The organism is Aurantiacibacter rhizosphaerae, from assembly GCF_009807005.1.
GTDB classification, from domain to species: Bacteria; Pseudomonadota; Alphaproteobacteria; order Sphingomonadales; family Sphingomonadaceae; genus Alteraurantiacibacter; species Alteraurantiacibacter rhizosphaerae.
Genome location: NZ_WUBR01000002.1, coordinates 85,342 through 106,693 on the forward strand (window position 1 = coordinate 85,342; position 21,352 = coordinate 106,693).

At 60.6% G+C, this 21,352-nt stretch carries 15 protein-coding genes, 1 tRNA gene and 1 pseudogene; 9 read left to right on the plus strand and 8 right to left on the minus strand.

The window, feature by feature from the left end:
• Positions 1-63: 63 nt before the first annotated feature.
• A tRNA-Asn gene (locus tag GRF63_RS07920) sits at positions 64-138 on the minus strand.
• 82 nt (positions 139-220) lie between these two features.
• Positions 221-1,012: an NAD kinase gene (locus GRF63_RS07925; RefSeq protein ID WP_160485501.1), complete on the minus strand. Its 792-nt coding sequence runs from the start codon at positions 1,010-1,012 to the stop codon at positions 221-223.
• A 110-nt stretch (positions 1,013-1,122) separates the two neighbouring features.
• On the opposite strand from GRF63_RS07925, the gene GRF63_RS07930 reads away from it, so the two are divergent.
• The gene (locus tag GRF63_RS07930) at positions 1,123-1,932 is read left to right on the plus strand and encodes an EAL domain-containing protein (RefSeq protein ID WP_160485502.1); all 810 of its coding nucleotides are present in this window, start codon (positions 1,123-1,125) and stop codon (positions 1,930-1,932) included.
• Here the strand turns inward: GRF63_RS07930 and mfd are convergent.
• From mfd to GRF63_RS07945, 3 genes are all read right to left on the minus strand, one after another.
• On the minus strand, positions 1,929-5,411 hold the full coding sequence (gene mfd / locus GRF63_RS07935) for a transcription-repair coupling factor (protein WP_160485503.1): 3,483 nt from the start codon (positions 5,409-5,411) through the stop codon (positions 1,929-1,931). The genes GRF63_RS07930 and mfd overlap by 4 nt on opposite strands.
• A 187-nt stretch (positions 5,412-5,598) precedes the next feature.
• Positions 5,599-5,877, minus strand: a complete 279-nt coding sequence (locus GRF63_RS07940) for an FAD assembly factor SdhE (RefSeq protein ID WP_160485504.1) — start codon at positions 5,875-5,877, stop codon at positions 5,599-5,601.
• Between the two features lie 53 nt (positions 5,878-5,930).
• Positions 5,931-6,356 (minus strand): hypothetical protein, encoded by a 426-nt coding sequence (locus GRF63_RS07945; RefSeq protein ID WP_160485505.1) that lies wholly within the window; start codon positions 6,354-6,356, stop codon positions 5,931-5,933.
• A 163-nt stretch (positions 6,357-6,519) separates the two neighbouring features.
• On the opposite strand from GRF63_RS07945, the pseudogene recG reads away from it, so the two are divergent.
• Positions 6,520-8,598: pseudogene (recG, locus tag GRF63_RS07950) on the plus strand (ATP-dependent DNA helicase RecG); the annotation flags it as partial.
• A gap of 60 nt (positions 8,599-8,658) precedes the next feature.
• Positions 8,659-10,428: a DUF885 domain-containing protein gene (locus GRF63_RS07955; RefSeq protein ID WP_160485507.1), complete on the plus strand. Its 1,770-nt coding sequence runs from the start codon at positions 8,659-8,661 to the stop codon at positions 10,426-10,428.
• Between the two features lie 15 nt (positions 10,429-10,443).
• Here the strand turns inward: GRF63_RS07955 and GRF63_RS07960 are convergent, their stop codons facing one another.
• Positions 10,444-11,649 carry a GGDEF domain-containing protein gene (locus GRF63_RS07960; protein ID WP_160485508.1) on the minus strand — a complete coding sequence of 402 codons (1,206 nt, stop codon included), beginning with the start codon at positions 11,647-11,649 and terminating at the stop codon, positions 10,444-10,446.
• Positions 11,650-11,764: 115 nt separating this feature from the next.
• Here GRF63_RS07960 and GRF63_RS07965 point away from each other — a divergent pair, with 115 nt between their 5' ends.
• The 6 genes from GRF63_RS07965 to GRF63_RS07990 all read left to right on the plus strand — a co-directional run bounded on the left by GRF63_RS07965 (position 11,765) and on the right by GRF63_RS07990 (position 18,877).
• Entirely contained in the window at positions 11,765-13,006 is a 1,242-nt protein-coding gene (locus tag GRF63_RS07965; protein WP_160485509.1) for a lipoprotein-releasing ABC transporter permease subunit, read from the plus strand.
• Positions 12,999-13,691, plus strand: a complete 693-nt coding sequence (locus tag GRF63_RS07970) for an ABC transporter ATP-binding protein (protein WP_160485510.1) — start codon at positions 12,999-13,001, stop codon at positions 13,689-13,691. Before GRF63_RS07965 ends, GRF63_RS07970 begins: the two co-directional genes overlap by 8 nt.
• 65 nt (positions 13,692-13,756) lie before the next feature.
• Positions 13,757-14,038, plus strand: a complete 282-nt coding sequence (locus tag GRF63_RS07975; RefSeq protein WP_160485511.1) for a hypothetical protein — start codon at positions 13,757-13,759, stop codon at positions 14,036-14,038.
• A 142-nt stretch (positions 14,039-14,180) separates the two neighbouring features.
• Positions 14,181-14,525, plus strand: coding sequence for a hypothetical protein (locus GRF63_RS07980; RefSeq protein ID WP_160485512.1), 345 nt, complete (start codon positions 14,181-14,183; stop codon positions 14,523-14,525).
• Between the two features lie 45 nt (positions 14,526-14,570).
• Entirely contained in the window at positions 14,571-18,038 is a 3,468-nt protein-coding gene (gene dnaE / locus GRF63_RS07985) for a DNA polymerase III subunit alpha (protein ID WP_160485513.1), read from the plus strand.
• A complete protein-coding gene (locus GRF63_RS07990; RefSeq protein ID WP_160485514.1) occupies positions 18,035-18,877 on the plus strand; it encodes a helix-turn-helix domain-containing protein in 843 nt (280 codons plus the stop codon). Before dnaE ends, GRF63_RS07990 begins: the two co-directional genes overlap by 4 nt.
• A 99-nt stretch (positions 18,878-18,976) precedes the next feature.
• Here the strand turns inward: GRF63_RS07990 and GRF63_RS07995 are convergent, their stop codons facing one another.
• Together GRF63_RS07995 and GRF63_RS08000 are read right to left on the minus strand one after the other, a co-directional pair.
• Complete coding sequence (locus GRF63_RS07995) at positions 18,977-20,107, minus strand: OmpA family protein (protein WP_160485515.1); 1,131 nt, start codon at positions 20,105-20,107, stop codon at positions 18,977-18,979.
• Positions 20,108-20,228: 121 nt separating this feature from the next.
• Positions 20,229-21,311: a PA0069 family radical SAM protein gene (locus GRF63_RS08000; protein ID WP_160485516.1), complete on the minus strand. Its 1,083-nt coding sequence runs from the start codon at positions 21,309-21,311 to the stop codon at positions 20,229-20,231.
• Positions 21,312-21,352: the final 41 nt, after the last annotated feature.

The window sequence follows — 21,352 nt, forward strand, 5'->3', positions numbered from 1 at the left end:
AAATTCAGTGACTTTGCTGAGCGCGTGCCGCGCAGTGGCTTTTTCCAACATCGCGCTGGAAAGTGGCTCCCCGAGTTGGATTCGAACCAACGACCAAGTGATTAACAGTCACCTACTCTACCGCTGAGCTATCGGGGAGCAGCCCGTCAGGCAGGAGTGCGCCTATATGGGCCGTGATTTGGATTTGCAAGGCCAGAATCGCCAGAAACGCAGCAAAACTTTATGTCACGAATTGCTCGGCCACGATCCGCTCGTCCAGAGCCTGGTGCGGATCGAACAGCAGGGTCATTTCCTTGTCGCGAGCCACCTCGATATGCACCTCCGCCACGTCGCGCACTTCCTTTGAGTCGGCAACGGCAGCAACGGGACGCTTGGCAGGCTCGTTCACCCGGAAACTCACGCGGCTTCGATCGGGCAGAATGGCCCCGCGCCAGCGCCGCGGACGAAAAGGGCTGATCGGGGTGAGGGCCAGCATATTCGAATCGAGCGGCAGGATCGGCCCGTTTGCCGACAGATTATAGGCGGTGGACCCGACCGGCGTTGACAGCAGCACGCCGTCACCCGCCAGCTGAGCAATCCGCACGCGTCCATTGACGGAGATTTCCACCTTGGCGGTTTGCCGTGTTTCGCGCAGCAGGCTGACTTCGTTGATCGCGCAATAGGTGAAATTTTCGCCCGTTTGCGTCGTTACATTCATGCGCAAAGGCAAAACCGACATGGCTTTTGCTTGGGCAAGGCGCTGTATCAAGCCCACAGCGCCATGATAACGGTTCATCAGGAAACCAACTGCACCAAGATTCAAACCGAATACGGGAAGAATTTCACCGCCGTCCAGCATCTCATGCAGGGTGTCCAACATGGTGCCATCTCCGCCCAGGGCAATAATGGCGTCGGCTTCTTCCTTGGGCACGAAGTCGAACTGTTCACCCAGTTCTTTCGCAGCTTTCAGGGCCCGGTCGCTTTCAGCATAGGCCAGGCCCAGTTTTTCAAACCTCGGTTTATCGTCTGACACGAATTACATTCCCCCGATATGTTGGCGCGACCCTATGAATGAGCGTCCCGATTTGCAACGAACCTTTCTCGCTGGCTGACTTGCGTGTGCTTACAATACAAGGCTTTGTCATGCCCGTTCCCGTACCCACTCATGATCGCCGCCGCAGGGCGGATCGCCGCCGTGCAGAGCCGCACCCCATCAGCGAAGAGCTGTCGGCTGCCTTGGCAGGGGATGCAGTGCAAATCCTGTTTCAGCCGCAATACCGATCAACCGATTCGTCGCTGGCCGGGGCAGAGGCGCTGGTGCGCTGGAAGCACCCTGAACTGGGAGAGCTTGCGGGCGATGCGATAGTGTCCATCGCGCAATCCGGCGGCATCACGCGGCGCCTTGCCCGCCATATCGCGCGCGCTGCATTCAGCGCGGCAGCGCATTGGCCGGCAGGCTTGCATCTGTCCCTCAACGTCACGGCCATGGACCTGTTCGATCGCACCTTTGGCGAAGATTTGCTGGAGATGCTGGCGGATAGCGGATTCCCGCCGGAGCGGCTGACGCTGGAAATTACTGAGCAGGCGCTGGTGGCGGATCTCGACCGGTCAGCGCGCAAGCTCAGCTGGCTGGCAGAGTCAGGTATCCAAATCGCGCTGGATGATTTCGGTGCCGGCTTCTGCAATTTTCGCTATCTCAAGGTGCTGCCACTGCATTCGCTGAAGCTCGATCGATCGATGATCGACGGCATCACCACGTGCGAGCGGGATCTCGCCGTGCTGCGCGGCATCGTGGCGATGGCAAAGGCGCTGAACATCGCCGTCACCGCAGAAGGTATCGAGACAGAGGACCAGCGCGCCGTGATCGTACAGGAAGGCTGCGAGGTGTGGCAGGGCTATCTTGGCGAAAAACCCATGCCTATCGACGGGTTCCAGGAACTGGCCTGCGCCTAGGCCTTCTGCTTCGCCGATTTCTTCACCACGCCGCTCAGCCCGCGTGTCAGTTGGAACAGGCCATTCAGGCGGCTTTGCGGATCGCCCCATGCGCGGTTGATCACCAGCTTCATATCCGGACGCAGCTTGGCCGTACCCTTCAGCCTGTCTACATAAGCGACAAGGCCCACGGGATCGGGGAAACTGTCCTTGTGGAAGGTCACCAGCGTGCCGCGCGCGCCCACCTCGATCTTGGAAATACAGGCATCAATGGCCTGCGCCTTGATCTCGATCAGGCGAATGAGGTTCTTCGTCGGCTGCGGCAGTTCGCCGAAACGGTCGATCATTTCGGCCGCGAGGCTTTCGATCTCCTGTTTGCCTTCCGCCTGGTTCAGGCGGCGGTACAGCGCCATGCGAACGGCAAGATCGGGCACGTAATCTTCCGGGATCATGATCGGCGCATCGACAGTGATCTGCGGGGATAGGCCGGTGCGATCTGCCTCCAACCCGGCGTCGCCTGCCTTGGCCGCCATGATCGCGTCTTCCAGCATGGACTGGTAGAGTTCGAAGCCAACCTCACGGATATGGCCCGATTGCTCATCGCCCAGCAAATTGCCCGCGCCGCGAATATCAAGGTCGTGGCTGGCCAGCTGGAACCCTGCGCCCAGACTGTCGAGATCGCCCAGCACCTTCAGCCGCTTTTGCGCCACTTCGGAAAGCGCCATGTCCTTATCCGTGGTGAGATAGGCATAGGCGCGAATCTTGGCGCGGCCCACGCGCCCGCGCAGCTGGTAAAGCTGGGCCAGGCCAAAGCGATCCGCGCGGTGGATGATGATGGTGTTGGCGCTGGGCAGGTCCAGCCCGCTTTCCACGATGGTGGTAGAGAGCAGCACCTCGTATTTGCCTTCGTAGAACGCGCTCATGCGCTCTTCGATCTCGCCCGCGCTCATCTGGCCGTGTGCGGCGATTACCTTCACCTCCGGCACGGTTTCACGCAGCCAGTCTTCCAGCGGGGCCATGTCGGAAATGCGCGGCACCACGATGAAGCTTTGCCCGCCGCGATGGTGTTCACGCAGCAGGGCCTCGCGCACCACCATGTCATCCCACTCCATCACATAAGTGCGCACGGCCAGACGATCGACCGGCGGGGTCTTGATGGTGGAAAGCTCTCGCAGCCCCGTCATCGCCATCTGCAGCGTGCGCGGAATGGGCGTTGCGGTGAGGGTGAGGACGTGCACGTCGGCGCGAAGCTGTTTCAACTTCTCCTTGTGGGTCACGCCAAAGCGCTGTTCCTCGTCAACGATAACGAGGCCCAGATCCTTGAACTTCGTGTTCTTCGACAGGATGGCGTGGGTGCCGATCACGATATCGATATCGCCCGATGCCAGCCCCTCGCGCGTTTCTTTCATCTCCTTGGCAGAGACGAGGCGGGAGAGACGGCCGATCTTGAGCGGAAAGCCACTGAAGCGATCGCAAAAATTCTGGAAATGCTGGCGGGCCAGGAGGGTGGTGGGGGCAATCATGGAAACTTGCTGCCCGTTCATCGCGGCGACGAATGCTGCGCGCAGGGCCACTTCCGTCTTGCCGAAACCCACATCGCCGCAGACAAGGCGGTCCATCGGGCGGCCGCTTTCCAGATCGCGCAACACATCTGCGATGGCCTGTTCCTGGTCTTCCGTTTCCTCGTACTGGAAACGGTCGAGGAACTGGTTGTAGCTGGCTTCCTCGGCCTCCAGCACCGGCGCCTTGCGCAGGGCGCGGCGGGCGGCCACCAGCATCAGTTCTCCAGCGATGGCCTGAATGCGCTCCTTCAGGCGCGAACGGCGTCGCTGCCATGCTTCGCCGCCCAGTCGATCCAGCGCGGCCCCATCTTCAGAGGAGCCATAGCGGGAGAGGACATCGAGATTTTCAACGGGAATGTAGAGCTTGTCGCCGCCCGCATATTCCAGCATCACGCAATCGTGCTGGCTCTTGCCTGCGGCGATGGGTTCAAGGCCCAGATAGCGGCCGATGCCGTGGTCCACATGCACCACCAGATCACCCCGGCTCAGTGCTTGCAGCTCTGCCAGGAAAGCGTCTGCATCTTTCTTTTTCTTGCGCCGACGAACAAGGCGGTCACCCAGCAGATCCTGCTCTGTGATGACTTCCAGCTGATCGTTGGCGAAACCGGTGTCCAGCGGCAGGATAGCTGCGGTGGCCTTGCCCTTGGCAGCCGATCCCAGCGCTTCCTGCCAGGTTTCCGCCAGGGCAACGGGCGTTCCGGCTTCCTGGATGATGGAGGTGATGCGGCTGCGCGACCCTTGCGAATAGGCGGCCAGCAATGGCCGTTTTCCGGCCTTCGCCAGATCCTTCAGATGCGCGGCTGCAGCCTCGTACACGTTCTTTCCTGCGGAACGTTCGGGCGTGAAATCGCGGGCGGAGCGGAAACCGAAATCCACCACCTTGTCGCTTTCGGGTTCTGCAAAGATGGAAGTGCGGTGGATCGGCCACTCTGCCATCGCGGTGCCAAATTCATCCTGCGCCAGATACAGCGATTCCGGCGGAATGGGGCGATAGCTGCCCTTGGCCTGGCCCGAAATATCGCCGCGCTGGCGATAGTAATCGGCAATGTCCTTCAGCCGTTCTTCGGCAGCCGGCAGCGCGCCGGAATCGATAACCAGCGCGTCTTCCGGAGAAAGGTGATCAAACAGGGTGGCGAGGCGATCCTCGAACAGGGGCAGCCAGTGCTCCATGCCTGCCATTCGCCTGCCGTCGCTCACCGCCTCGTAAAGCGGATCCTGCGTGGCATTGGCGCCAAACATCTCGCGATAGCGGCTGCGAAAGCGCTTGATGGAATCCTCGTCCAGCAAGGCTTCGCTTGCGGGCAGCAGCAGATGGCTTTCAATCGTGGCCGTGGTTCGCTGTGTGCTGGGATCGAACAGGCGCAGGCTTTCCAGCTCGTCACCGAAGAAATCCAGGCGTAAGCCAGCTTCCAGCCCACTGGGATAAATATCGACGATGGAGCCGCGCATGGCGAACTCGCCCGTATCAACCACGGTATCGACGCGGCTGTATCCCTGGCGTTGCAGCAAAGCGGCAAGGCTCTCATGCCCGATCTGCGTGCCTGCCTTGAACTCTCGCACAGCCTCCCGAATGCGAAACGGCGTGAGCACGCGCTGCAGCAGCGCGTTGATGGTGGTGACGACAAGCTGGTTGCCTTTACCGCCCGCTTGCAGCGCGTGGAGCGCAGCCAGTCTGCGCGCGCTGACGGAAAGGGCAGGGCTGGCCCTGTCATATGGCAGGCAGTCCCATGCGGGGAATTCCACCACCTGCAGTTCCGGCGCGAAGAATTGCGCGGCATCGGCCACGTCGCGCATGGCGGCTTCATCGGGTGCGATGAAAACGGCGCGCTTTTTTGCTGCGCGGGCAAGATCGGCCATCACCAGTGGCTGCGCACCGCGCACGACGGAGGTGAGGGAGAGGGGCGTCTTTGCTGTCAGGATGCGTTGGAGATCGGCCATGCGTTGTCTTAAACTCTCACTCGCTTGCGTGTTCCGGACACGAGAAAAATCCCCGCGCCAGAGACGAAGGGATTGCAGGCGTGTGCCCTAGCGCCATCAGCGCCGCAGCGCCAGCAGGGCGATCAGGAGAAAATTAGAAGGTGCAGCAGGGCTTTCATCCAGCCCGAACAGCGTCGCCTAAATGGCCTCAGCGCGGGATGTCGACGTAATCCAGCTTGCGCATGGCATCCATTTGCGGCCCGGCGAATTTCTCTGGCACAGGCGCCGTGCCCAGTGCCCATGCCATCACGTCTACGTCATCCTCGTCCAGCAAAGCTTCGAACCACAGCAGGCCCGCCTCATCCCAGGTCGCGTGATAGCGATCGAAGAAACCGCCGAACATGTAATCGGCTTCTCGCGTGCCGCGGTGCCAGCCACGAAATTTCGCGCGGGCGATGCGGGTGGAAAGGTCAGCTTGGTCAGACATGAAAACGGGGCCCCTCTGGCGAGAGGCCCCGTCTAATCACTCTGATCCGAGGATCAAGGGTGCGTATGGGTGTAAAGCTCTGTGCGCTTTTCGATCAGTCCGTTTATTTCTTCGCCGAGCGCCTTCAGTTGCGCCTCTCCGCCAGCAATGGTTTGCATTTGCGCATAGAATGCATCCCGCTCGGCATTTGCGTGGGTATCGAATGCTGCCAGTCCGCGCGGCATTTCCGAAACGATGATGAGATCGTAATCAGGGTTCATCATAACCCAATGCACCGTTTCCGGAGAAAGACCTGCAGCCTCTCGCGCGGGTACGACCATCGTCGTATAAATCTCGTTCCAACGCTCATCAGCGCCATCTGCAAGATCAACCATCGTTACGCGATAGGTTGTGCGCGGCTCTTCTTGCTCTTGCGCGACAGCAGGAGTCGCAGAGAGCGAGAATGCAGCTGCGAGTGCGAATAAGGATTTGAATTTCATAGTGATAGTCCCCCTGAATATTTCATCTGTTAAGATGTGATATTCTCAATGATGCGCCCCGATAGACTTAGTAACAGACGAAACGCTTTTTTCCTATCGCAACTGTTCACAAGGCCGCCGTGCGTCAACCCGGCGCTTCGCAAGTCGCGATACAGACGCTAAACAGCGCGCGATGCGCCCCGATATCCTCAACCCCCTGTTTGCCGAGACCGAGACCCTGGAGGGCATCGGACCCAAGCTGAAAAAGCCGCTGGAAAAGCTGGGCCTGACCCGCATCCGCGATGTGCTGTACCATGTGCCCGAACGCTTCGTGGTGCGGCGCGCGGTGGCGGATCTGGACGATGCGCAGGTGGGGGAGCAGGTGGTTATCGCGCTGGATGTGGTGGAACACCGCGCCAGTCGCTCCCCTCGCGGGCCGTACCGGGTGATGGCCAGCGATGCGAAGGGCAATATCTGCGCGCTCACCTTTTTCGGGCGCGCCAGCTACACTGCAAAGAAGCAGCTGCCTGTTGGAGAAAAACGCTGGGTCGCGGGCCGGCTGGACCAGTATGATCAGATGTTGCAGATCGTCCATCCCGATCACGTTGCCGACAAGAGCGATGGTGCGATGGGCAAGATGGTGGAGCCGATCTATCGCCTCTCCGAAGGGCTGACGCAGCCGCGCGTCGCCAGCCTTGTTTCGCAATCGCTCGACCGGGCGCCTGAACTGCAAGAATGGATAGAGCCGACCACCTTTGCCCGCGAGGGCTGGCCATCATGGCACGATGCCATCGCACTGGCCCACAAGGGTGAGAATGCAAAGGCGCGCGACAGGCTGGCCTATGACGAATTGTTCGCCAATGCGCTTGCCCTGATGCTGGTGCGACAATCGAACCGCCAGCGGAAAGGACAGCCGTTGCAGGGCGACGAACGCTTGCGCGACAGGCTGCAACTGCCATTCCCGCTTACCGGCGCGCAAACCCGTTCCATCGCAGAAATTGCCGGTGACATGGCGCAGGCCACGCCAATGCTGCGCCTGCTGCAAGGCGATGTGGGCGCGGGCAAGACGGTGGTGGCGCTGGAGGCAATGCTGGTGGCGGTAGAAGGCGGCGCGCAGGCTGCCATGCTGGCACCGACGGAGCTTCTGGCCCGCCAGCACTTTGAAACCCTGCGCACCATGGCCCGGCCCACAGGCATCGAGATCGCTCTGCTGACGGGGCGGGACAAGGGCAAGGCGCGCGAGAGTATCCTGATGGGCCTGCTGGATGGCAGCATAGATATGGTGGTGGGCACCCATGCGATTTTCCAGCAAAGCGTCGGCTACAAGAACCTTGGCCTGGTGGTGATTGACGAGCAGCATCGCTTTGGCGTCTCGCAACGGCTGATGCTGTCGCAAAAGGGCCGCGTCACCCCGCATACGCTGGCGATGACGGCAACGCCCATTCCGCGCACGCTGGTGTTGGCCAATCATGGCGAGATGGAAGTCAGCCGCCTGGATGAGCTACCGCCCGGCAGGCAGGCCATCGACACACGCGTTCTACCGCTGGACAGGTTGGCCGATATCGCGGCCGCCGTGGGCCGCCATGTGGAAAGCGGCCAGCAGGCCTACTGGGTGTGCCCGATGGTGCGCGATACGGATAGCGAGAATGACGATCTTGCCGCCGCAGAGGCGCGCTATGCCAGCCTGAAAGAGCGGTTCGGAGACGATGTGGTCCTGGTGCACGGGCAGCTTGCGCCCGAACAGAAAGACGCCGCGATGGCGCGCTTTGCGGCGGGCGAGGCCAAGGTGCTGGTCGCCACGACGGTGATTGAGGTCGGCGTGGACGTGCCCAATGCCACACTGATGGTGATCGAACAGGCAGAACGGTTTGGCCTGGCACAGCTGCACCAGCTGCGTGGCCGGGTAGGGCGGGGTAGCGAAAAGAGCACGTGCCTGCTGCTGCGCTCTGGCGAGCTGAGCGAGACGGGGAAGAAGCGCCTTGAACTGATGAAGAGCTCTCAAGACGGGTTCCTGCTGGCGGAAGAGGATCTGAAACTGCGCGGTGGCGGTGAATTGCTGGGCACGAAACAGAGCGGTGAGGAGGGTTTCTCCATCGCCAATCTGGAGCAGGTTACCCGGCTGCTGGACACAGCCAATGCCGATGCGAAGATGCTGGTGGAAAGCCAGGGCGGGCTTGCCAACCCTGATCGCGGAGAGGCGGCGCGCATAGTGCTGTACCTGCTGGAACGCGACTGGGGTGTGCAGACCTTGCGGGGCGGCTAGACTTCCCGCGTTAAGCCCGTAGTCTCTGGCGCAACCAGTTTTTGCCGGAGTCTCCACACCATGAACCGCCTGCTCGTCGCTTCTGCCATCGCCCTCTCCATCGCCATGCCGCTGCCCGCCTATGCGCAGGATGCCGAGGCGGACTTCCTGGAGCTGAGGGAGGAGGCGTGGCAGTGGATGCTGGACCAGACCCCATGGCTTGCCACCAACATTGGTGACCCGCGCGGTGACGGTAAGCTCGGCGATCCTTCGGGCCAAGGGTATGAAAAACGCAACGAAGACGTTCGCGCCTTTGTCGACCGTCTTGATGCAATCGATGCAGATGCGCTGCCGCAAAAGCTGGCGATCGATTACGCCATTCTTGAACACGATCTGCGCGATACTCTGGAAGGCGCGAAGTATCCTCACACCCGCTATATCAGCTTCACCAATCGCGGCGGACCGCAGCAAGCGATCAGTGGCCTTCCCTATTCCTCGCCCTTGTTCACCGCTTCTGACTACGACAGTTACCTGACCCGGATCGAAGCATTCCCCGAATACGTGCAGGCATTTATTGAAAACAACCGAGAGGGGTTGGAGCTGGGGCTGGCGCTGCCTTGCGAACCGATGGAGGGATATGAGAATTCCGTCAGCGGATTGATCGCCCAATCGCCTGAAGACTCCGTATGGTGGCAGGCCTTCGAAACGCGGCCCTCCGCAATTTCCGAAAGCCAGTGGGCAGACCTGCAGGTTCGCGGACGCACCGCCATCAATGACGGCGCATTCGAGGGGCTGGGCGATTTCCTGGAATATTATACCGAGGAATATGCGCCCAATTGCCGCACCGATGCGTCTCCCGGCATCGGCGGTACACCCGGCGGGCAGGAATACTACGCCTACCGCGTGCGCAGTTTCACCACCACAGAGATGACGCCGCAGGAAGTCCACGATCTGGGCCTCTCCGAAGTCGCGCGCATTCGCGCAGAGATGGAGGCCGTGGCGGCAGAGGCAGGCTTTGACACGCGGGAAGCCTTTATCGAGCACCTGCGCACCGATCCGCAATATTACCCCACCGACGAGGAAAGCTACCTCGAATACACCGCAGCGCTGGCCAAGGAGATCGACGGATGGATGCCGCGCCTGTTCGGCAAATTGCCGCGCCTGCCATACACGGTTGAGCCAATCCCCGCAGCAAGCGCGCCGGGCAACACCACGGCCTATTACGAGAGCGGCTCCATCGCGACGGGTCAGCCGGGAATTTACCGTCTGAACCTGACGGAACTCGATCAGCGTCCTTTGTGGGAATTACCCGCGCTTGGCGTGCATGAGGCCGTGCCGGGGCACCATCACCAGATCGCGTTGCAGCAGGAGCTCGATATCCACCCGCTGCGCGCCAACGGCACCTTCTTCACCGTGTTCGTGGAGGGCTGGGGCCTTTATTCGGAGCGGTTGGGCATCGAGATGGGCCTGTATGATACGCCCGCGAAACAGATGGGCCGCCTGTCATACGAGATGTGGCGCGCAAACCGCCTGGTCGTCGACACCGGCCTCCACGCCCTCGGCTGGACTCGCCAGCAGGCCGTGGATTACATGCTGGAGAATACCGCGCTGTCAGAAGGCAACATCAATGCCGAGGTCAATCGCTATATCACCTGGCCGGGGCAAGCACTGGCATACAAGCTGGGTGAATTGAAGATCCGCGAACTGCGCACCCGATCAGAGGAAGCCCTCGGCGAGGATTTCGACCTGCGCGCCTTCCACGATACCGTGCTGGAAAACGGCTCCGTCCCGCTGGACGTGCTGGAAGCGCATGTGGATGCGTGGATTGCCGGACAACTGGCCGATCAGTAGGCTGATAATGGCGGATCAAGCCGCCAATCGCACCTGATCGCGCCCGCCTTCCTTGGCATCATACAACGCCGCATCCGCCCGTGCGATCAGGCGCGTGCGATCACTGTTCGCGCCGAATTGCGCAACGCCGGAGCTGAGCGTTATGTTCAGCACATCGCCGCCTTCGGTGATGATGGTGGTGCCGGCGATGGCGCTGCGCAGCCGTTCGCACGCCTGCATGGCGGATGCCGCATCGCAATCGGGGAAGGCGACGATAAATTCCTCGCCGCCCAACCGGCCCACAAGATCCTGCTCTCGCATGAAGGATGACGTCAGCTTCCCCACCATGCGGATCACCTCGTCACCCGCCGGATGGCCATAGCGATCGTTCACCTGCTTGAACCGATCAATATCGAGTATGGCGATGGACAGCGGGCGGCCATCACGCCGCGATGAGGCAATCATCCGGTCCAGCGATCGCAGCACCTCGCGGCGGTTGGCAAGGCCGGTGAGATCGTCGGTAAGGGCAATGCGCCGCAATTCATCATTGGCACTGGATTCGCGCAGCAATGACCGCCGCAGCATGATCGCGGCAATGGTGCCCAGCAGCAACAGGGCAAGGCCCACCACGCCCAGAACGCGCTGCATGCGTTCGGACTGATCGCGTAATGTTTCCAGCCTGGCGGTGCGCTGCGCCAGCGAATCGCTTTCCGATTGCTCCAGCCTGTCGATCACCTCTGCAATGGCGGCCATCGCCTGCCGTCCCTCACCGGCGGAGACCCGCCGCATGACTTCCGCCTCGCGTCCCTCGGAAGCCAGCGTCACCATGGTGGAAACCGTGTTGAGATGATTTTCGATCCGGCGTTCAAGACGCACCAGGGTGAGGGTGTAGGCAGGGTCATCCGCCAGCAGGCCCTGCAATCGGGAAAGGCCTGCGCGCAGGGCCGTGCCATCGGACTCCACTGCGTTCAGATAGGTATCGTCGCGGGTGATCAGATAACCGCGTTCGCTGTTCATTGCGGAAAGCGCCGCCAGGCGCAGCCGCGTAGTTTCGCTCAACACCTCGCGCGCGCGCATCTCGTAATCATAGGCGATGCGCCGTTCCTGCAGCGTTTGCGAAGACAGCCAGCTCGATCCGGCAAGCATGACGGCCAGCACCAGCACCGCAAAGATGAACAGCGATCCCAGGCGGGAAGGCGCCTTGGATGCACTGCCATGGTGAAAGAGTTTCGAAAGGGCCATGGCCGCCTATAGGTGTGAGAACGTCACCCAGTGGTTAATGACCTATGCAGTTGCCAGTGGTGTAATGGGGCCCTAAACGCGTTCAAACCGCTTCAGAAATGCGAAATATTCACACGTGATCCTCTCCCCATTCGAATGGTCCATAGCCAAGCGCTATATGCTGCCCGGTCGCAGCGAAGCTGTCATCGCGCTGGTCGCTGGCATCTCCATCACTGTTGTCATGCTCTCGGTCGCAATGCTGGTGATCGTGATGAGCGTGATGAACGGCTTCCGCGCCGAATTGCTCGATCGTATTACGGGGCTGAATGGCCATGCGGTGGTGCAGATATTCGGCGGACGGCTGGAAAACTGGGAAGATATTCTCGACGAAGTGAGAGAGACGCCCGGCGTTACCCGTGCCTCCCCACTGATAGAGCAGCCTCTGCTGGCCACCTATAATGGCCGTGCGGAAGGCATCTTCGTTCGCGGCAATACCGAAGAAGACATTCAGCGGATGACGGACAATGTCGTGATCGGCGACATGTCGCTGTTGCAACCGGGGGAGCGCAATGTCGCCATCGGTTCGCGACTTCAGCAAAACCTTGGCATCAGGCTGGGTGACACGCTCACCATCATCAATCCGCAAGGCCGCCCGACACCGTTCGGCACCGTGCCACGCCAGATCGGCTATACCGTGACGGCGGTCTTCGAAGTTGGCCTGTATGATTTTGACGAACGCTTCGTGGTGATGCCCATTCCATCGGCGCAGACATTGCTGATGACGGGCGACACCGTCAGCATGATCGAAATCCAGACCGAAGACCCGGACCGCGTGAACGAGATACTCGCGCCGCTGGAGGAGAAGCTCGCAGGCCAGGCGCAGGTAACCGACTGGCAGCAGATGAACGCCTCCCTGTTCGAGGCGTTGCAGGTGGAGCGTGTGGCCATGGCCTTTGCGCTTGGCATCATCGTGCTGGTGGCGGCGTTTAATATCCTTTCCTCTCTGGTGATGCTGGTGCGCAGCAAGACGCGCGATATCGCGATCATGCGGACCATGGGCGCAACGCGCCGCAGCCTGCTGAAGATCTTTGTGACCACCGGCTCCATCGTCGGCGTGATCGGCACCGTGGCCGGGGTTTCACTGGGCCTGATAGTCCTGTTCTTCCGGCAGGGGATCATCACCTTTATCAGCACCGTTTTCGGCGTGGAACTGTGGGATCCCTCCATCCGCTTCCTGACCGAACTTCCAGCGAAGACCGATCCGCTTGAAGTGCTGGCCATCGCCGGTTCGGCAATGGGGCTGGCGTTTCTCGCCACGCTGTATCCCGCCTATCGCGCATCTAACACCGATCCGGTGGAGGTTCTTCGCTATGAATAGCCCCGTGAACACAGGTGCGCCTGTCATCGCGCTGCGCAATCTGGCGCGCAGTTTTGAACAGGGCGGCGTGCGCATCGATGTGCTGCGCGGCGTCAATCTTGAGATCGGCCAGGGAGAGATCGTGGCGCTGCTGGGGCCATCGGGTTCGGGCAAGTCCACCCTGCTGCAGGCAGTTGGCCTGCTGGAAGGCGGGTTTTCCGGCCAGATCGAACTTGCTGGCACGCAGGCGGGCGAACTGAACGCCGCGGATCGCACCACCTTGCGGCGTGAGCATCTGGGCTTTGTTTACCAGTTCCATCACCTGCTGCCCGATTTCAACGCCAGAGAGAACGTGGTGCTGCCGCAATTGCTGCTGGATGTGCCGCGCAAGGATGCGGAAATCCGGGCAGAGGAATTGCTTGGTGCGCTGGGTCTGGAACACAGGTTCGATCACCGCCCCAGCCAGCTTTCAGGCGGGGAGCAACAGCGCGTGGCCGTGGCGCGTGCCCTGGCGAACAAGCCGCAGCTGGTGCTGGCAGATGAGCCCACCGGCAATCTTGATGAAAAGACGGCGGATCGCGTTCTGGATGAATTCCTCGATCTGGTAAGAGGGCAGGGCAGTTCCGCACTGGTTGCCACGCATAATGAACGCATGGCTGCGCGCATGGACCGCGTCGTCCGCCTTCATGAAGGACGCATAAGCTAGGGGGCCGCATAAGCGAGGGAAACCCTGCGCGGTGCGATGCGTTGGTGTGAAAAGGAGGAATTTTCATGACTGACCATCCCAGCACCTACAAGGCAGAAGACACCCACCGCGAGGGAATCCAGTGGGACGACCGTGCCTTTTTGCACCATGGGGACGATGATGGTGGCCTGCTGAATGGGGTGAATTCCATCCGCGACGGCACCTTTGCTGATCTGATCCGTCACATCATGCTGCTGCCGGAAGAAAGTCGTTCCGAATACTCGATCCAGAAGGCGGGCGACCGCAAGTTTGAGTATCGTGAAATCGTCGATCTCTACAACAGCACGGATTTTCCGCGCGGCAAGTGATGTACTTTCCCCGGTTCGGTAGCCTGCATTCGTGCCGGGATGGTCGAACCGGGGCTGGTTTCGAGAAGACTTGTTACCACCAAGCCGGGTAACCCTTTGCCGCGATCCTGCGAAACAGGTGCAACGCTAGCAGGAGAGCGCAATGCTCGAAACGATCAATGACTGGATCCTTGCGCAGGGCGCGCAGTACGGGGTCAATCCCTATGTTTTCGTCACGATCTATGTTGGCGCCATCCCCTTCTTTCTTGCCTCCATCGCGTGGCTGGTGAAGCGGGCGCGTGCGGGCCGATCCACTGTTTTGCCCACCATGCTGGCGGGATTTTTCTTTGTATCTGCATATCTTTATCTGGGAATCTTCGGACTGGATATCCCCCTCTGGGTCTGGATATTTCTTGCCGTATTGATCGCATATGGTGCCTATTCCACCATACGTGACACGCGCCGCAAGATCGCCAAAACTCCTGTGGAGGAGTCAGGGGACAGCTAATTCCTCCAGCTTGGCGAATCCGGGCGACTGTCCCATATTGCGGGCATGCCGTACTCTCCCTTCGTACCCCTGCGCGTTCTCTCCAGCTACTCCATGCTGGAGGGCGCGATCGATCCAAAGGCGATTGCGAAGCTGGCGAAGGAACGCGGCTTTCCCGCCATCGCGATTTGTGATCGCAACGGCCTTTATGGCTCTAGCATGTTTGCCTCTGCCTGCATGGAAGAGGGCGTACAGCCGCTGATCGGCACGATGCTGGGCGTATTGGCGGACGATGGAGAAACCGTGGACCATCTGCCGCTGTTCGCGCAGGATGAGGACGGGTGGAACAATCTATGCCACCTGGTCAGCGCCGCGCATCTGGATCGCCCGCTTGAGCAGATGCCGCATGTCGGCATGCAAGACCTGGAAGGGCACACGGACGGCCTGATCGCGTTGAGCGGCGCGAGTGAGGGCGCGCTTACCCGTTTGCTGGCAGACGGGAAAGAGCGCGCCGCGCATGATCTTTCAGATCGCATATCCGCGCTGTTCCCACAGCGTTTTTATATCGAGCTGGCACGGCGCGGTGATCCGGTGGAGGAGGCAGCAGAGGAAGGTCTGCTCGATCTTGCCTATGCCAAGTCCTTGCCGCTGGTGGCCACCAACCCCGCCAATTTTGCCGAACCGCATATGCACAGCGCGCATGATGCCATGCTCTGCATTGCCAATTCCAGCCAGATCGACAGCGACGATCGCCCGGTTTCCAATGCGGAGGCTTACGTCAAATCGGCCGCGCAGATGGCGGACCTGTTTATCGATTTGCCGGAAGCGACTGAAAACACCCTCGTCATCGCACAGCGGTGCGCCTTCGCGCCGCCGCGTCGCAAGCCGATCCTGCCCAGCCTCGCCGGCGATCTTGAAGGGGAGGAGCGGATGCTGGAGGAGGACGCGCGCCGTGGCCTCGCCGCGCGCCTGGAGCTTTATGATGCTCTCTCCGACGAGGAACTGAAGGTTTATACCGACCGGCTCGATTACGAAGTCGGCATTATCAAGAACATGGGTTTCCCCGGCTACTTCCTGATCGTTGCCGACTTTATCAAATGGGCAAAGGATCAGGGCATCCCCGTGGGTCCAGGCCGCGGTTCCGGTGCAGGTTCGCTGGTGGCGTGGGCGCTGACCATTACCGATCTCGACCCGATCCGGCTCGGCCTGCTGTTCGAACGCTTCCTGAACCCGGAACGCGTTTCCATGCCTGACTTCGATATCGACTTCTGCGAAACCCGGCGCGGTGAAGTGATCCGCTATGTGCAGGATCGTTATGGCAAGGACAAGGTCGCCCAGATCATCACCTTCGGCAAGATGAAGGCCCGCGCCGTGCTGCGCGATACGGGCCGCATCTTGCAGATGCCCTATGGACAGGTGGACCGGCTGACGAAGATGGTGCCCAACCATCCCGGCGATCCGTGGACACTGCCGCGCGCGCTGAATGGCATTGCCGAGTTCAAGCGCGAATATGACAATGATAACCAGGTAAAGCGCCTGCTGGACCTGGCGATGAAGCTAGAGGGCTATCCGCGCAATTCCTCCACCCATGCCGCGGGCGTCGTGATCGGAGACAGGCCGCTCAGCCAGCTTGTGCCGCTGTATCGCGATCCGCGTTCCGATATGCCGGTGACGCAATTCGACATGAAGCATGTCGAGGATTCAGGGCTGGTGAAGTTCGACTTCCTCGGCCTGAAGACCCTGTCTGTTCTGCGCAAGGCGGTGGACCTGCTGAAGCGGCGCGGCATTACCATCGATCTCGACACCCTGCCGTGGGACGATGCGGGCGTGTTCGACCTGCTGAAGCGCGGCGATACGGTGGGCGTGTTCCAGCTGGAATCGGAAGGCATGCGCCGCACGCTGACCGCGGTGAAACCGACCAAATTCGAAGACATCATCGCGCTCGTCTCCCTCTATCGGCCGGGCCCGATGGACAACATTCCAAGCTTCGGCAAGCGCAAGGCGGGGGAGGAGGACATCGTCTATCCGCACCCCAAGCTGGCGGGCATTCTGGAAGAGACCTACGGCATCTTCGTTTATCAGGAACAGGTGATGCAGGCCGCGCAGATCCTCGCCGGTTATTCACTTGGCGATGCAGACCTGCTGCGCCGCGCGATGGGCAAGAAGAAGCAGAAAGAGATGGACCAGCAGCGCGCCCGCTTCTGCGAGGGCTGCAAGGAAATCTCCGGCATCGAGAAGGACGAGGCAAACCGCCTGTTCGACTTGATCGACAAGTTCGCAGGCTATGGTTTCAACAAATCGCACGCCGCCGCCTATGCTCTGCTGAGTTATCAAACAGCGTGGCTAAAGGCCCATTATCCGGAGGAATTTTACGCCGCATCAATGTGCTTCGACATGCACCAGTCGGAAAAGCTGGCGGTCTTCGTCGACGATCTGCGGCGCAATGGCGTGGCTTTGCTGGGGCCTGATATCGGCGCATCGGAAGCAGAGTTCTGCGTGGAGCCCACGGACGAGGGATATGCCGTGCGCTATGCCCTGGCCGGCATTCGCAACGTGGGTGAGCGCGCGATGGAGCAGGTCTGCGCCGAACGGGAGGCGCATGGCCCCTTCGAAAACTTGCAGGACGTATTCCAGCGCCTGCCTTCGGGATCGATGAACCGCAAGCAGTTGGAAGGCTTGGCCGGGGCCGGCGCGTTCGATGCGTTCGAACCAAACCGCGCCAAGGTGCTTGCCAATGCTGACATGCTGCTGGCCGTGGCCGACGCCGCCAATCGGGAGCGCAGCAGCGGGCAGGCCGGATTGTTTGGCGGGGAGGATACGGCAGAGCCTGACCTGCGCCTTGTCGATACCCCGTCATGGCCACGATCAGAGCAAATGGCCGTGGAGCGTGATGTGTTCGGCTTCTATTTTGCCGAACATCCGGTGCAGGAATTCCGCGAAGTCGCATCATCCAACGGTGCGCGCACCTATGCCGCCATCATGGGAAGCGGCGTGGAAGGTGGCCGCCAGCCCGCAGTGATGGCCGCCATGGTGGAAAGCGTGAACAAGGGCCGCACAAAGCGGGGCGCGGAATTCATTCGGGCGGATTTCTCGGACAGTTCCGGCCAGTTCAGCGCCGCCTGTTTCGAGGAAACGCTGGTCGATAATTTTGTGGAGTGGGCGCAGGAAGGAACCTGCGTGCTGCTGAATGTCGAACTCGATTCGCCGAATCCCGACGATCCGCCACGCATCACGGTTCGCGGAGCGCGTCCCCTTGTCGATGTGAAAAGCACGGCCAAAATGCAATTGACGGCGGATGTCCATCAGGCAGACGCGATCGTCGCCCTGAAGGACATGCTCGAAATCGGGCGTGCCGGACATGGCGAAGTGGTCCTGCACCTGCGGATCGGTGAGGAGCACGAACCGCAGGTGCTGCTCGGCAGCGATTTCAAGCTTGGGGGAGACATGGTGGACAGGCTTTCGACCATTCCCGGCCTGGCCAATGTGGCAATTTCCCCGATCCGCGGGGTGGGGCACCTCCGCCTTGTTGCATGACGAATAGCGTCAATGAGCTGAGCGAAAAGGAGAAGGAGGCCCTTCGCCTCCTGTTCGCCGGCCATGATGCCAAGTCCAGCGCGCGGGAATTGGATCTCTCCTTCCATACGATCAACGACAGGTTGCGCAGCGCACGCCGCAAGCTGGGCGTATCCAGCAGCCGGGAAGCTGCAAGGCTGTTAGTCGAGGCCGAGACATTGGCAGTGCCGGGAAATGCGACACCCGAAAGCGTTGCGCACACGCATTTCGGGGTCGCCAGTGCAGGCCATCACGCCAATGATGATGACAGCGTAGCCACGGAGGACGGGGATACTCCCCGGCCCATTTGGCAACGCAAAGGAGTTCTCATCATGACCATATCCCTCGCTATCGTGGCAATGGCAGCTGCCCTCTCAACCTCGGGTGAAGATGCCGGTCGAGCCGATGGCCGCTCACACGATAATCTTGCACAAAAAGCTGGCGATGGTGCGCCGGCCTCCGGCAGTGAGGTAGGCGTGGAACAGCATGCCCGCGATTGGCTTGCCCTGGTCGATAACGGAAACGCCGAGGCCAGCCGCGCTGCTGCGGGCGCTGCAATGCGCGAGCGACACAGTCAGGGAGTGTGGGAGTTGGGCGTAGCCCTGCGCCAGAACAATTGGGGCGTCCCCTTGCGCAGAAATCTGGTGGAAACCAAAATGCGCCCGGCTGAAGAGAGCGGCGCGTTGGGCGATTTTGCCATTCTCACGTTCGAGAGTGAATTCAGCAACCGCGCGCAGGTGACGGAGCAGGTGACCATGCAGAGGGTTGGCGGTGATTGGGTCGTCGCCGATTATGACGGTGATGACGGTACTGACGATTGACGATTTTCCCCACGGGCTGCCGATTGTGCAGCCTAAAGCACAAACAAAAAGGGCCGGGATTGCTCCCGGCCCTTCTCGTAATCATCGAAGCGAAGTCGCTTACATGCCCGAACCCGGACCGTAGGTGATTTCCACGCGCCGGTTCTGCAGCTCACGAACACCGTCAGCGGTCGGCACGCGAGGCATGCTTTCACCGAAGGCTTCGGTCGTGATGCGGGTCGACGGAATGCCGCGACCGGTCAGGTAGTTCTCGACCGAGTCGTTACGACGTTCGGCGAGACCGATGTTGTACTGGACGCTGCCCGAACGGTCAGTGTGACCGGCCAGCATGATTGCTGCCGTGCCGCAATCGCCATAGGCGGTGATTGCAGAGTTCAGAACCGTGGCTGCTTCCGGCGTGATGTCCGACTGATCCCAATCGAAGAACACGATGTACGGGCCCTGCTCACACACTGCGGCCGGAGGCGGCGGCGGCGGGGGAGGAGGAGGCGGGGGAGGCGGCGGAGGCGGAGGCGGCGGCGGGGGAGGAGGCGGCAGGGCCTCTTCACCGCCGAAGTTGAACATTAGGGTCGCCAGAACGGAATGCGTGCTGATGTCGCTTTCAAACTCGCGGCCCAGCTGATCGACATAGGTCGGGTTGGTCACGCGGTGGAACTTGTACTTCAGCGAAGCATCGACCGAATCCGTCAGCGGCGCGCGCAGCTGTGCGATGGCCTGCCATGCGAAGCGTGCATCGTCATCATCGATGAAACCGCCGCCGCGCGTGTTTGCGGTGAACTTCTCAAGCTTGGCGTTGGAAATGCCAACGCCGCCACCCAGGGAAACACCGATGCCATCGTTGCCGCCGAAATCGAGCAGGCCATTCAGCATGCCGCTCCAGATCGCAAGATCGCCCGACGAAGGTTCGATCGGATCGACGAAGCCGATCAGCGCCGTGGTGGGTCCGGGAACGCCAACGCCAGCGGCATCGATCGCTTCCACGCCGATGCGCTTGTAGGCGCCTTCCACTTCGAGGCGGACGGGGCCAGCATCGTAGCCGAGTACTGCCTCGGCTTCCCAGCCAAGATCGGTGTCGACGACGATCTCGTCAGTCGGGTTGAGGCGCAGATCGATGTCTTCCGACACTGCACCGCCGGCGCCCACGCCGACGTAGAACTCGTTATCGCCGGCAACTGCTGGCGTGGCGATGAACGCCGTGGCCGACAGCAGGCCGATTGTGAACTTCTTCATCAATGATTCCCCCATACTAAGGAATGGAATTTATAGCTGTACAACGCAGTGGAGAAATCCCCGCTTGAGCGTTGAAACTGCGAGGGTTGTTAGAGCAATCCCACATCCATTGCGATGGATTTCAGAGCAGACTGAGTTGACCGTCCCTTGTGGGTGATCGAAATGCAACGGTTTCCAGATTAAATGCTTTGTTTTCAATGCCAGCCCGTCTGCATGCGATACGAAATCGTGCGCGAAACAGGTCTGCCCACACGCCGCTGGGCTTGAAACGGCCGAAGAAGCTGGGGTCATTGTCACGTCCCTTGCGGATGGAGCGGACGATCTGCATCACCTTGCCCGCGCGATCGGGATAGTGAACGTCCAGCCATTCACGAAACAGCGGCGCCACTTCATGCGGCAGGCGCAGAGGTATCCAGCCACAGCCATCCACGCCGATGATGCCCGCCCGGCGAATGATCTCTTCCATGAATTCATCCGTAATCGCGGGTATGACAGGAGAGATCGAACAGTGAACCGGCACGCCCGCCTGCACCAGCTTTTCCAATGCTGAAAGCCGTTTAGTCGGCGATGCTGCCCTTGGTTCAAGCTTTCCGGAAAGCACGGGATCCATGCTGGTGACAGATATGGCAACCACAACAAGGTTGTGTGTCGCCATCTCAGCCAGCAGATCGATGTCCCGCAAGACCCGATCAGATTTCGTGGTGATAGTGACGGGATGGCGTGTTTCAAGGCACAGTTCCAGCACCTGCCGCGTGATCTCATACCGCTTCTCAATCGGCTGATAGGGATCGGTATTGGTGCCCATGGCGATGGGGCGAGGAATATATTTCGGCCTGGACAGCGTCTCCCTCAGCAGCCGCGCGGCATTGGGCTTTGCAAACAGCTTCGTCTCGAAATCGAGACCGGGCGACAAATCGTGATAGGCGTGGGTAGGGCGCGCGAAGCAGTAAACGCAGCCGTGCTCGCATCCTCTGTAGGCATTGATCGAACGATCGAAGCGAATGTCAGGAGACTGGTTGAAAGTGAGGATCGTCTTGGGATGTTCCTCCGTCACCGTGGTGCGCAGTTTTACCGGCGGACCGTCAAGCGCTTCCATCGCGTCGCGCCAGTCGCCATCAGCCTCCCGCGCGGCGAGGCCGAAACGCTGCGACACTTCGCCCGATTGCGCGCCGCGACCGCGATGACGAGGTTCCAGTTTGCTCATAGAACATAAATAGAACAAACGCGCTCAAAGGCAAGCCGCTG